Source organism: Nocardioides sp. zg-1308 (assembly GCF_013155375.1).
In the GTDB taxonomy this organism is placed as follows: domain Bacteria; phylum Actinomycetota; class Actinomycetes; order Propionibacteriales; family Nocardioidaceae; genus Nocardioides; species Nocardioides renjunii.
Genome location: NZ_JABJQY010000002.1, coordinates 546,978 through 559,223, shown reverse-complemented (window position 1 = coordinate 559,223; position 12,246 = coordinate 546,978). Strand labels below are relative to the sequence as shown.

General features: G+C 73.3%; 11 protein-coding genes. 2 read left to right on the top strand and 9 right to left on the bottom strand.

What is annotated here, in order from left to right:
- Positions 1–2: 2 nt before the first annotated feature.
- A complete protein-coding gene (locus HN031_RS04445; protein ID WP_172266887.1) occupies positions 3–1,061 on the bottom strand; it encodes a hypothetical protein in 1,059 nt (352 codons plus the stop codon).
- A gap of 22 nt (positions 1,062–1,083) precedes the next feature.
- Between HN031_RS04445 and HN031_RS22175 the strand changes: the two genes are divergently transcribed.
- Positions 1,084–1,533, top strand: a complete 450-nt coding sequence (locus HN031_RS22175; RefSeq protein WP_172266884.1) for a VanZ family protein — start codon at positions 1,084–1,086, stop codon at positions 1,531–1,533.
- Here HN031_RS22175 and HN031_RS04435 read toward each other — a convergent pair.
- Complete coding sequence (locus HN031_RS04435; protein WP_172266881.1) at positions 1,469–1,756, bottom strand: PqqD family peptide modification chaperone; 288 nt, start codon at positions 1,754–1,756, stop codon at positions 1,469–1,471. The two genes, HN031_RS22175 and HN031_RS04435, sit on opposite strands and share 65 nt — an antisense overlap.
- A complete protein-coding gene (locus HN031_RS04430; RefSeq protein WP_172266878.1) occupies positions 1,753–2,610 on the bottom strand; it encodes a nucleotidyltransferase family protein in 858 nt (285 codons plus the stop codon). The genes HN031_RS04435 and HN031_RS04430 overlap by 4 nt, the downstream gene beginning before the upstream one ends.
- A gap of 82 nt (positions 2,611–2,692) precedes the next feature.
- Between HN031_RS04430 and HN031_RS04425 the strand changes: the two genes are divergently transcribed.
- Entirely contained in the window at positions 2,693–4,144 is a 1,452-nt protein-coding gene (locus HN031_RS04425; protein WP_172266875.1) for a polysaccharide biosynthesis tyrosine autokinase, read from the top strand.
- A gap of 24 nt (positions 4,145–4,168) precedes the next feature.
- On the opposite strand, the gene HN031_RS04420 is transcribed toward HN031_RS04425, so the two are convergent.
- Genes HN031_RS04420 through HN031_RS04395 form a run of 6 tightly spaced genes read right to left on the bottom strand, consistent with a single transcriptional unit; the run spans position 4,169 to position 12,186 of the window.
- Positions 4,169–5,581, bottom strand: a complete 1,413-nt coding sequence (locus HN031_RS04420) for a sugar transferase (RefSeq protein ID WP_216652048.1) — start codon at positions 5,579–5,581, stop codon at positions 4,169–4,171.
- A gap of 1 nt (position 5,582) precedes the next feature.
- Positions 5,583–6,695, bottom strand: coding sequence for a glycosyltransferase (locus HN031_RS04415; protein ID WP_172266872.1), 1,113 nt, complete (start codon positions 6,693–6,695; stop codon positions 5,583–5,585).
- The gene (locus HN031_RS04410; RefSeq protein ID WP_172266869.1) at positions 6,692–7,717 is read right to left on the bottom strand and encodes a glycosyltransferase family 4 protein; all 1,026 of its coding nucleotides are present in this window, start codon (positions 7,715–7,717) and stop codon (positions 6,692–6,694) included. The genes HN031_RS04415 and HN031_RS04410 overlap by 4 nt, the downstream gene beginning before the upstream one ends.
- The gene (locus tag HN031_RS04405) at positions 7,710–8,861 is read right to left on the bottom strand and encodes a hypothetical protein (RefSeq protein ID WP_172266866.1); all 1,152 of its coding nucleotides are present in this window, start codon (positions 8,859–8,861) and stop codon (positions 7,710–7,712) included. Before HN031_RS04405 ends, HN031_RS04410 begins: the two co-directional genes overlap by 8 nt.
- Positions 8,861–9,883, bottom strand: a complete 1,023-nt coding sequence (locus HN031_RS04400) for a glycosyltransferase family 4 protein (RefSeq protein WP_322423221.1) — start codon at positions 9,881–9,883, stop codon at positions 8,861–8,863. Before HN031_RS04400 ends, HN031_RS04405 begins: the two co-directional genes overlap by 1 nt.
- Before the next feature lie 29 nt (positions 9,884–9,912).
- Positions 9,913–12,186 carry an N-acetylneuraminate synthase family protein gene (locus tag HN031_RS04395; protein WP_172266863.1) on the bottom strand — a complete coding sequence of 758 codons (2,274 nt, stop codon included), beginning with the start codon at positions 12,184–12,186 and terminating at the stop codon, positions 9,913–9,915.
- Positions 12,187–12,246 lie beyond the last annotated feature (60 nt).

Here is a 12,246-nt window from a genome sequence, read left to right as displayed (position 1 = left end):
GATCACCCAGGCGGCCGGAGCAGGCCCTCGCCCGCCAGCACCTCGAGCGCGCCGGCAACCAGCCCGGCGGCCTCGGGGTGGGGGCCCCACAGCGCCTCCGCCTCCTGCACGAGCTCGTCGAGCGTGCGCGGCGTCTCGAGCGAGAGCCACGCCACGACGCCGAGGCCGGCCAGCACGTGGACCCGGTCCTCGACCATCAGCACCAGCTCGTCGTCGTACTCCACGGCGTCACGCCACGGGACGCGCGACCAGGCGCCGTCGGCGGGACCTGCGTCCGGGGTCCCCGGGTGGTGCAGGCGCGGCGGCGGCGGCTGGCCCTCGGCGTCGAGGAGGTCGACGAGGTCGTCGAGCCAGTCGGCGAGCTCGCGGTAGTGCAGCCCCCACACCCCGCCGCACGCGTCGATGGTGTCGGCGAGCCGCAGGACGGGGTGGTCGAGGAGGGTCAGCGAGGAGGTCTGCGCGACGATCTCGGCGATCGCGTGGGCGGGCGAGAGCGGCACGAGCCCGGCGTCGTCGTCGCCGCGGTGCAGCAGCACGATGCGGTGGAGGTACGACGCGACCGGTGGGCGCAGCAGGTCGAGGTCGTCGGGCGAGAGGGAGTGCTTGGCCAGCGGCACGTCGCGGTCGGTGATGACGGACAGCGGCTTGGGGTGGGGGTGGACGGTGAGCGTCTCGTCGACGGAGGTGGTCTCGTCGGAGAGGTAGCCCAGGCGCTGGGCGAGCAGCCGGACGGCGGTGGTCTTCCCGGCTCCGGACGGCCCGATCACGGCGAGCGTTCGGCCCTCCTCGTCGGCCACTGCTCCCGCGTGCAGGTTGATCCGGCGTCCCGCGGTGGCGTCGAGCGCGGCCAGCGTGACGCGCGAGGTGACCGCGTAGTCGTGGGCGACGTCGTCGTCGGTGTCGAGGTCCTCGAGGCCGACGACCGTCGCAGGCTCACGGGCGCTGAGGGCGCGGCTCCACTGGTGGCGCAGCCGGTCGACCGCCGCCCCGGTGACGGGGATGCCGACGGGCACGCCCATCGCCTCGACGACCACGTCGGGCACACGCGGCTCGGAGGTCACCGGTCCACTCTAGGGTGGGCGCGTGGGTGGGTGGCGCGACCGGCGCGTGCTGGTGGCACTCGGGTCGGCCTACCTCCTCGCCCTGGTCGTGCTCGTGGGCGGCCCGTGGGGGTGGCAGCTCAACCGGCTGACCGTCCGGCTCTACGCCTTCTTCCGCTACGAGTGGCCGGTCGCGCCGGACTGGGCGCAACCACACCACTACGGCGTGCTGCTCAACGTCGTCCTGTTCGTGCCGCTCGGCGTCGTCGCCGTGCTCGTGGCCCGCTGGCCGTGGTGGTGGGTGACGCTGGGGGCGGCGCTCGGGTCGGCGGCGATCGAGGTCGTGCAGTGGCTGTTCCTCGCCCGCGTCGGCGAGGTCGTCGACGTCGTCGCCAACACGGCCGGCGCGTTCGTGGGCGCGGTGGCGGTCACTCTTCTCGGACGACACCGATCACGACGAGCTGGTCGACGAGGTCCGCCACGTCCGCGCTGATGTCCTCCGCCCCGGCGCCCGACATCGCCGCCGCCGCGGCGGTCACCTCCTCCAGCGTGCCGCCCTCGGCGAGTGCCAGCCACACGACGCAGCCCGAGCCCTCGAGCAGGATCGGCATGCCCTTCGGCACGCGGGCGAGATAGGCCGTGGGGGCGTCGCCGCCGTCGAGGTCCTCCTGGCTGACCCACGCGACGTCGTCGGCGATCCGGTAGCGGTAGGTCACGCGCGCCTCACCCGCCTCGACACCTCGTCGACGGCCTTGCGGACGCGCACGCGCTGCCGGGCCCGGACCTCCTCGCGGGTCGGCGGCCGGCCGAGCTCCATGCGCAGGTGGTCGCGGTTGACCCGCATCGCGGCGGTCACGAGCGCCGCCTTGGCGCGGACGGTGGGAGCGGCGGCGAGCCGGGCGCGCCACTCGTCGAGCCTGCTGCCGCCGTGGAGGAAGTGGTGCCAGAGCGCGTACGTCGGGGCGCCGCGGTGCAGCTCGAGCTCGCCGATCCCGGCCGCGAGGGCGACCTCCGCGCCCAGTCGCGCGGCCAGGCGCCGTACGTCGTCCTGCTCACCGGGCGTCGCGGCCCCCCATGCGTGGTCGACGTCGCTGGTCCCACCCGATCGCGCGGAGTGCAGCACCAGCACCAGCCGCTGGGCCGTCGGGTCGGGGACCGCACAGGGCCAGTGGGCGATCGCGTGCGGCTGCGAGTCGCGGGCCAGCACGTCGAAGGCCTCCTCCGCGTCGAGCGTCACCCCCGGCCAGCTGACGTGCACGTCGACCCAGCCCCAGTCGTCGTGCCACCAGTTGGCCGCGTGGGCGAACACCGAGCCGGTGGAGAAGTCGGTGCGCTGCTCGAACCCGACGGACTCCAGCGCGGTCACCAGCCGGTCCAGGTGGCTGGGCCGGACCAGCACGTCCACGTCGCTGGACTTGCGGCCCTCGGCGCGCAGGCCGGGGAGGACGGCCGGGCCCTTGAGGTGGAGCAGGTCGACCCGGTGGTCGTCAGCGAGCTTCTGGACGACGGCGTGGGCGAGGTGGACGCGGGCCGCGATGGGCGCGTGGCGGCCCTCTGCGTCCTCGCTCATGGACCCCATGGTGCCAGCCGACCCCGGCGCCGTCTCGGCGAATCGGGTCGGCCCGGGCGGCACACGGCCTAGACTCGCGGCCATGACGTTCGGGGACTTCGTACGGCTGAGCCGCGCCTACGTGTGGGTGCTGATCGGCTGCACGATCCTCGGAGCGCTCCTGATGATCGCCAAGACGACCCGCGAGCCGGTGCTCTACTCGGCCACCTCGTCGGGCCTGGTCCGCGTCGGCGAGGCGACCACCGCCGGCGAGGAGCAGGGCAACTCGCAGCTCGCCGAGGACAAGGCCACCCTCTACGCGTTCCTCGTCTCCACGATGCCCGTGGCGGAGCAGGTCGTCGAGGACCTGGGCCTCGACGTGCCCCCGGAGGCGATCGCGGGTCGCTTCTCCGCCTCGGTCGACGCCACCGTGAACGCCCTGACGGTGAGCGCCATCGGCAGCACGCCGGAGGAGGCGCGCGACCTGGCCAACGCGGTCGTCGACGCCGTGGTCGTCGTCGCGCAGGAGATCGAGACCGGGGAGGCCAACCCGAAGGAGGCGCCCCTCACGCGGATCGTGCCGCTCCAGCCCGCGCAGCTGCCCGGCGCGCCGTTCACCCCCGACTACCGCAACGCGGCGATGAAGGGCGCGATCGGCGGCCTCGGGCTGGCCTACGCGGTGCTCATCGGGCGGCGCCTGATCGACCGTCGGATCCGCTCGGCCAAGCACGTGGAGGAGGCCACCGGCGCCGCCGTGCTCGGGATCATCCCCCAGGAGGAGTCGCTCGGTCGCGCCCACCGCGGCGTCCGTGGCGACCTGGGGCGTGCGGCCGAGTCGTTCCGCCAGCTGCGCACCAACCTGCGCTTCGTCGACGTCGACAACGAGCCGCGCCGCATCGTGGTGACCTCCGCGCTCGCCGGTGAGGGCAAGTCCACCGTCGCGGCCAACGTGGCCCGGCTCGTGGCGCAGGCGGGCACTCCCGTCCTGCTCGTCGACGCCGACCTGCGCCGGCCCACGCTGGCGACGACGTTCGAGATCGACGGGGCCGTGGGCCTCACCCAGGCGCTGGCCGGCGACGTCGATGTGCGGGACGTGATCGTCGACTCGGGCATGGCCAACCTCAGCCTGCTCGCCGCCGGCCGGATCCCGCCCAACCCCAGCGAGCTGCTCGGCTCGCTGCGGATGAAGCAGTTCATCGACGACCTGTCCCACGACTACCTCGTCATCCTCGACGCGCCGCCGCTCCTGCCCGTCACGGACGCCGGCCTGCTGTCGGCGTTCTGCGACGGTGCCCTTCTCGTGCAGGCGGCCGGCAAGACCCAGATCGAGCAGAGCCAGCAGTGCCGCCGCATCCTCGACCAGGTCGGCAGCCGCCTCCTCGGCGTGGTGCTCAACAAGGCGCCGGTCAAGGGTGCGGCCGCGATCGCCTACGGCGGCGGCTACGGCAGCTACGGGGGCTACGGCGGCTACAAGGCCGAGCAGGCCTCGCGCGAGGCGTACTCGACCGCGGGCAAGGGCCGGCGCCGCAAGCCGCTCAAGGTCGGCAGGTCCTGAGCGCTCGCGGTCGTCGGTGTCGGCTCAGTACGCGCCGCGGCTGGCCAGCACGGCGGTGACCGTGCGGGCGAGGATCAGCAGGTCCTGCACCATCGACCAGTTGTCGACGTAGTAGAGGTCCAGCCGCACCGTGTCCTCCCACGAGAGGTCGGAACGGCCGGAGACCTGCCAGAGCCCGGTCATCCCCGGGAGCACGTTGAGCCGGCGCAGCATGTCGTCCTCGTACTGCTCGACCTCGGACGGCAGCGGCGGTCGTGGGCCGACGAGGCTCATCTCGCCGCGGACGACGTTCCACAGCTGGGGGAGCTCGTCGAGCGAGAACCGGCGGATGAACCGGCCCGGCCGGGTCACGCGCGGGTCCTCGGCACTCTTGAACAGGACGTGGTCGCGGGCCTCGAGCTCGGCGAGGCGCTCCTCGGCGTCGACGGACATCGAGCGCAGCTTGAGGCAGGTGAACTCCGCCCCGTCGCGGCCGACGCGGGTCTGGCGGAAGAGGGCCGGGCCGCCGTCGTGCCGCTTCACCCAGATCATGAGGAACGCCAGGACCGGCCAGGTCAGGGCGAGGATCGAGAGTGCTCCCACCACGTCGAAGGCCCGCTTGGCGTCGTTGGTGGCCAGCTGCGAGCGCGAGCGGCCCAGGTGCATGAGCGGCAGGCCGGCGACCGGTCGGATGCGGACCCGCTCGCTGGAGACGTCGGTGACGTTGGGCGCGACGATGATCTGCACGTGGGCGTGGTCCTCGAGGTCCCACGCCAGCCGCCGCAGCTGGGTCGAGGAGCTCACCGCCCCCGCGGTGAAGAAGACGATGTCGGGGGAGACCTCGTCGACGACCGCGCGGACCTCCTCGCTCAGCCCGAGCACGGGGATGCCGGCGGAGGTCATCTGCAGCCCGGCGTAGTCGCTCGGGACGAGGCAGCCCATCACCTGGTAGCCCAACCAGGACTCGCGCTCGAGCACGGTCGAGATCTCGCCGATGTAGCCGGGGGTGCCCACCAGCAGCACCCGCTCGTTGAAGTGGCCGGCCCGGCGCAGGCGCTGGATGGTGCGCCGGGAGAACAGCCGTCCGACGAGCAGGAGGAGCACGCCGATCGGGAAGTAGAGGACGAAGAAGCCGCGGGACAGCGGGTACTGCATGAGGAACGCCATCGTGGCGACGAGGGCCGCGGTGAAGAAGGACGCGTTGACGACGAGCTTGAACTCCTCGGTGCCGGCGCCGAAGACGTGCCGCTCGTAGGTGCCGAAGAAGGCGAGCATCACCAGCCACGTGGCGATGAAGAAGACGCTGGCGAGCGCCGTGTTCTGCAGGACGTCTCCCGCGGTGTCGAAGACGGACAGAGTCAGCCGGAAGCGGATGGCGAGGATCGTCGCCGCGGTGATCATCAGCAGGTCCACCGCGCCGATCAGCCAGGGGAGCAGGCGGATGCCGTCGGGACGCACGTCAGGTCGTTCCTTCCCCGAGAGCGATCGATCGGATCCTGTCGATGAACCGGGCCTCGCCGAACTCCTCGGCCCGCGCCCGCAGTCTGTCAGCGTCCCAGCCGTGCGCGTCGGACGTCGTGAGGGCAGCGGCGATCTCCTCGGGCTCGGGCCGGTCGAAGAACAGCCCGGTCTCACCCTCGAGGACGGTCTCGAGGAACCCGCCGCCGCGCAGCGCGACCGCCGGCACCCCGAAGGCGGCGGCCTCGAGCGGGGCGAGGCCGAAGTCCTCGTGGCTCGCCGCGACCAGCACGCCGGCGCCGCCGTACACCGCGCGCAGCTGCGCATCGCTGAGCCCGCCGAACAGCCGCACGTTGTCGGGCATGGTCGCCCGCAGCCGGGCCTCCTCGGGTCCGCGGCCGACGACGACGAGGCGTCGTCCGGTGCCGCGCACCGCCTCGATCACCGCGTCGACGTTCTTGTAGGGCAGGAGCCGCGAGACCACCAGTGCGTAGCCGGGGTCCCAGTCGGCGAGGTCGGGCACCGGTTCACGGGGGGCGGAGGCGTCCATGCCGTGCGGGGGCGGCAGCAGCTCGGCCTCGCGGCCGTACGTCGTCCGGATGCGCCGTTGCACGACGCGGCTGTTGGCGAGGTAGACGTCGACCTGGCCGGCCTGGTGCCGGTCCCACCGCTTGAGGATGGGGCGCATCGCCAGCAGCGGCGGTCCGAGCGGCGAGCGCCACGCGGCCCCGCCGAGGTACTCGTCGGTCTGGTAGAGCCAGCGCGCCGGGTTGTGGCAGTAGACGACCGTGCGTGTCCTGCCTCCTGTGTCGAAGCCGTGCGCCCAGCCGCTGCTCGAGGCGACCACCACGTCGGCGTCGATGCGCATCCGGGACGCCGCCGGCGCCAGCAGGGGCAGCGCGAGCCGGTGGTCGCGGCGCAGCGCCCCGATGCGGTTGAGCGCCGAGGTGCGCACCTCGGCCTGGCGGAACTCCGGGTAGGTCCCCTCGGGGTCGTAGAGCGTGGTGTGCACGGCGGCCTCGGGGAAGGCCTTCATCAACGTGAGGACGACGCGCTCGGCGCCGCCGCGCTGGGTGAGGTAGTCGTGGGCGATCGCCACTCTCGGCCGACTCATCCCACCCCCAGCTCCGCCAACAGTCGCGCCACCCGCAGGCGGCCCGCCTCCGGTGAGTAGTGCACTTCCCAACGTCGGCGCGCCGCATGCGTCACGGCGTCGACCTCCTCCGGGCCGGCGGCGAGCGCGAGGCCGACCACCCGCGACAGGTCCGCTTCGTCGCCCGCGCGGGCCACCCACGGGTGGTCCGGACCCGCGACCTCGGGGAGCGCGCCTGCGTCGGAGATCACGAAGGGGACCCCGGCCGCCATCGCCTCGGCAACGACGAGGCCGAAGGACTCCGCGACGCGGCTCGGGAAGACAGCCACGTCGACCTCGGCGAAGAACGTCCCCGGTGCGACGCGGCCCAGTCGGCGTACGCGCTCGTGGCCCAGCGCGGTCAGCGCAGCGGCCACCGGGGTCCGCTGCTCCGCCGGCACCCAGCGGTCGTCGCCGGCCACGACCAGCTCGGTGCCGGCGAGGGCCGGTGCGGCGAGTGCCCGGGCGACCAGGTCGGCGCCCTTGTCGGTCGCGAGCCGTCCCATGAAGCCCACCCGGCGCCGTGCGGACGGACGCTCCAGGAGGTCGACGTCGTCCGTCCAGTTGGCGCACACCTCGGCGCCACGGACGGCCGCGGCGAGGAACGCCGACGGGACGAGGAGCCGCTCACTGCCGCGCCTCGCCACGGACAGCGCCGCCCACTGGGGGCGCGAGCGCGGCAGCTGGTGGAGGTGGACGACGCGACGACCATGGCCCGCGGTGGCGAGGGCGGGCACGAGCCCGTGGCACCACAGCAGCCCGTCCCGCTCGTCGCGGTCCCAGGCACGCAGTCGCCGGAGGTGGTCGCGGCGCCCGTCCGCCCGGATGGCCACCACGTCGGCACCCACCCGGGAGGCGGCGTCGAGGACGTCCGTGGGTGCGTCCGGAGCCACCACGGTGACGGCTCGGCCCAGGTCGACGAGGGCGGCGGCGGTCCGGACGAGCACCTGCTCCCCGCCGCCGAGGTCGGGATTGTTGGCGGCGAGGTGGATCCGCTCAACCATCGGCGGAGACCTCGGGCGCGGCCCGGAGCGCCTGGCCCAGGGCAAAGCCGACGGCGATGGCCATCGGGGTGTCGAGCAGGACCTCGCCGAGCGTCACGGCCATGACGGCGACGGCGATGATCGCCGCCTGCGCGCCGGCGGCTGCGAGGTCCCCGGCGCGGGCCTGCCGGGAGAGTCGGAGGAAGGCGAGCACCATGAGGGCGAGCACGAGCACCAGCGCGCCCCAGCCGCCCTCCTGGCGGGTGGCGAGGTAGCTGTTGTGGAAGAAGAACTCGAGGTCGCGGATGTTGACCGTCGCGGTGCCCGGGCCGTTGCCGTACCACGGGGCCGCGGCGAGCTCGACGCGCTCCTGGGCGACGATCCGGTCGCGGAGGGCGTCGCTGCCCGACCGGTCGGAGAACGGGCCGAAGGTCGTCAGGCCCTGGGGGATGTTGTCGACGAGCCACACCAGCCCGAAGGCCATCGCGGCACCGCCGGCGGCGCCCAACCGCCGCCCGAGCAGCACCCAGACGATGGCGAAGGCGCCGGCCAGGAGCCCGGTGCGCGAGTAGCTCAGCACCAGCCCGGCGACGACGGGCACCGCCACGGCGAGACGCACCTTCCAGCGGTCGTCGCAGAAGAAGACGGCGAGGACGCCGAGCACGGCGATGAAGTAGGCCCCGGCGTTGGGGTCGCCGAGGTAGCCCGTGAGGCGCCCTGGGTAGTAGTCGCCGCCGATCCCGACGACCGCCAGGGCCATGACCGCCACCAGGCCGGTCGCCAGCCCGGCCCCCGCCGAGCGCAGCGACACCCGGCCGGTGCTGAAGGCCCAGACCAGCCCGGCGAGGATCGCGACGTGGCCCATCCGCCGCGTCCAGTCGACCTGGTTGACCACGCCGGAGTAGAGCAGCAGCCCGAACAGCGCTGCGAGGACGAGCACGACCGCCGCCGGGATCCGCGCCCCGCCGCGCGCCGGACGCAGCAGGCACAGGCCGATCAGGGCGGCCATGGTGAGCTCGTTGAGCGGGAAGCCGGCGACCTCGACGGTGCGCAGCGGCAGGGACGCCATCAGCGCGAAGTCGGTGATCCGGATCTCCCGGTCCGCCTCGTCGGCGCGCTCGACCGTCTTGTCCGGAAGGTTCCACGGCGAGTCGATGCGGGCCATCAGCGGGCTCCCGTCGAGGCGTACGCCTCCGCGATCCGCTCGCACATGTCGGCCACCGTGGGCCAGCCGGTCAGCCGCGGACGTGCGTCGAGGTCCTGGCCCTGCACGGCCAGCGACGTGGCGACCGCACGGGCGTCATCGGCCTCGACCAGCGAGGTGCGCGGCAGGATCTCCGGGTTGCCGCCGACGTCGCTCGCGACGACGCCCATGCCGCGGACCGCGGCGTCGAGCAGGGCGTAGGAGCAGTTCTCCCAGACCGACAGCATCGCCAGCACGTCGTGGTCGGCCATCGCCGCGTCGGGGTCGACGAAGCCCGGCATGTCGACCGCGTCCGCGAGGCCGAGCGCCTCGACGCGGGCCCGGAGCGCGGGCTCCTCCGGCCCCGTCCCGGCCAGCGTCAACGTGGCCTCCTGGTGCGAGGCGCGCAGCTCGGCGAACCCGTCGAGCAGGGCCGCCAGTCGCTTCTCCGGCGCCAGCCGCGCCAGCGAGAGGACGCGGAGCCCGGGCCTCGGTGCCGCCAGCGCAGCGTCCACCCGGTCGACGCCGTTGGGCACCACGGTCACGGGCACCCGGGGCCGCCACTTCTCGCGCATGGCGTCGGCGGTCGCCGCGCTCACGGCGATCGCAGCGTCGAAGCGGCGGAGGCGGGCGGCGTGCGCCGTCGCCATCACGCGGGCCTTGGCGGTGGAGTGGTGGTAGACGACGTCGTCGCGCGCGATGCCGTGCTCGGTGGTCACCAGCCGTGGACGCCGGCCCGCGGCCAGCGCCACGACGATGTCGGCGTAGGAGAGGTGGCTGTGCACCACGGCCGGACGCTCACGGCGTACGACGTCACGCAGCGCGGCGACGGACGACCGCAGTCCGTGATCGGGTCCGAAGGGCGCCTCGACGACGGACGCGCCGACCTCGCGCAGCCTCGCCGGGAGGGCGCCCGGCGGTGCCACGACGGTGAGCCGCCACCCGGGGATGCCGATCCGGGCGACGTCCAGCACGTGACGCGCCACCCCGGCCAGGTCGCTCACCGGAACCACCCACAGGGCGGTGGGTGGGGTCAGAACCATTGCTCCAGCCGCTCGAGGGCGATCCAGAAGCCCTCACCGTCGTTGACGTGCCCCTGCCAGATCTCGGGGATGAAGCTCACCCCGGGTGACAGCGCGTCGAGCTGCTGCGCGAGCACGGCCCAGTCGATCTCGCCGTCGCCGACCTGCACGCCCTCGCCGTCGACGCCGGTGGCGTCGACGAGGTGGAGGTGCTCGGTGTGCGGCGCGAGGAGGTCGGTCGCCTCGGCGAAGGACATGCCGAGGTAGTTGGCCGACAGCTTGGAGTGGGAGACGTCGAAGCAGAGCCGGCGGTCGTGGCGGGCGGCGAAGTCGGCGGTGTCGCGGGGGTCGACGAAGAGGTTGCAGTAGAGCTGGCCGCCCATGTACCAGGGGTAGGGCGGCAGCGTCTGGGCGCAGAGGCGCACGCCGGAGTCGTCGACCCGCGCCAGGCCGGCCGCGACCCGGTCGTACATCGCCTCGCGCTGCTCGGGACGCACGAAGGCGTCGGTGGTGAAGCCGCCGAGGCTGGCCACGACGACCGGACCCTCCGTCCCGGCCTTCGCGTCGGCGCCCCGGGTGAAGAACGCCTGCATCTCGCGGGTGGTGTCGACGACCCGCTGGAGCTCGCGGATGGAGCGCTCCCAGTGTGCGTCGTCCTCGGAGGCGAGGTTGAGCAGGAAGTCGCCGGCGAACAGGTCGGGGGAGTGCGTGGTGAAGCCCATCGGCAGGCCGCCGTCGTAGCGCGCGAAGACGTCCGCGACGGGCAGGTCGAGGTCCTTGTAGGAGAAGTGGAACTCGAGGAAGTCGGGAGTGGTGTCCTTCGTCATCGCGTCGATGTCGTGGTAGCGGACGGCGAGGCCCCACGGCCGGCGGAACTCGTAGGCCCGCCCGCGCGGCGCCGCGTCACCGAGGTCGGTGGCGTAGAAGAAGTCGCCGGGCTCCAGCGCACGGGTCGTCGTGCGTCCGACGAGCCGGTCGTAGGCGTTGGGCTGGAGCCCGCGACCGGGGCTCTTGATGTCGATGTCGTCGTCACCGAGCACGGCGCCGACCTCGATCCGGCGGGCGGCGACGAGCGACTTGGCGAGGTTGACGCGGTTCATCATCTCGCCGGTGGAGACGGCGCGCGGCGCCGCGGTGCCGAGCGCCTCCTCCACCTCGCGCACGCGCTGCACCATCTCGGCGAACTCGCCCGGGAGCAGACTGACCTTGTGGTCGTTGCCCTCGAGGTCGCGGTCGACGGTGAAGTGCTTCTCGACGATCCGCGCGCCGAGGGCGACGGCGGCGAGGGCGACGTGGAAGCCGCGCTCGTGCCCGGAGTAGCCGACGGGCGCCTGGGTGAGCTCGGCGAGCCGGGTCAGGTAGGCCAGGTTGACGTCCTTGAACGGTGCCGGGTAGGTCGACTGGCAGTGCAGGAAGGCGTGCGCGATGCCGGTGCTGCGGACGAGGTCGACGGTCTCGCGGATCTCGCCCTCGGTCGACATGCCGGTCGAGATGACCATCGGCGTGCCGCTGGCCGCCATGTGCCGCAGCAGCGCGTGGTTGGTCATGTCGGCCGAGGCGACCTTGAGGGAGGTGATGCCGTAGTCGACGAGCCGGTCGACGCTGACCGGGTCCCACGCGGTGCACATGACGTCGATGCCGACGTCGCGGCAGTGGTCGAAGACCTCGAAGAGGCCGTCGGCGCCGAGGTCGTACTTCGCGAGCAGGTCGAGGGTGTACTGCGGGCCGAGGTCCTCACCGCCGGAGCCGGCCGTCCCCTGCCGGTAGAGCGACTCCATGTCGCGCATCTGGAACTTCACGACGTCGGCGCCCGCCTCGACCGAGAGGTCGACGAGCTTCCTGGCCAGCGACACGTCGCCCTGGTGGTTGATGCCGATCTCGCTGATCATCAGCGCCGGCGCGTCCGGGGCGACGACGTGACGGCCGATGCGCAGCTCGTCGGCGCGGTTGATCGCGATGGCGACGAGGTGGCCGCGGTCGTCGACGAGCGCGACGTGGTCGATGCCCGAGCCGAAGGCGTGGCTGATCTCGGCCGGGCTGCTGCCGATCGGCAGGCTGCGCGGCGAGGTGTTGGCGGCCTCCAGGGCGGGGACGTCGACGGTGAGGCTGCTGGCGGTGCTCACCCAGCGCCGGAAGTCGCCGTCGGACAGCACGCCGTCGAGGTGGCCGTGCGAGTCGACGAGGAAGATGACCCGGGCCTTGTTGGCGGTGATCTTCTCCAGGGCGCGCAGGACCGGGTCGCCCGAGTAGACGACGTACGGCGTGAGGTCACGCTCGATGATCAACGCAGGGGCCTTCCGTCCGAGTACGTGTGCGACCACCGTAGCCAGAGGATCGGTGTCGCG

Bases quoted from the DNA above. Each gene is read 5' to 3' on its own strand.
- HN031_RS04430 (WP_172266878.1), bottom strand. From the start codon at position 2,610: ATGAGCGAGGACGCAGAGGGCCGCCACGCGCCCATCGCGGCCCGCGTC.
- HN031_RS04425 (WP_172266875.1), top strand. From the start codon at position 2,693: ATGACGTTCGGGGACTTCGTACGGCTGAGCCGCGCCTACGTGTGGGTG.
- HN031_RS04415 (WP_172266872.1), bottom strand. From the start codon at position 6,695: ATGAGTCGGCCGAGAGTGGCGATCGCCCACGACTACCTCACCCAGCGC.
- HN031_RS04410 (WP_172266869.1), bottom strand. From the start codon at position 7,717: ATGGTTGAGCGGATCCACCTCGCCGCCAACAATCCCGACCTCGGCGGC.
- HN031_RS04405 (WP_172266866.1), bottom strand. From the start codon at position 8,861: ATGGCCCGCATCGACTCGCCGTGGAACCTTCCGGACAAGACGGTCGAG.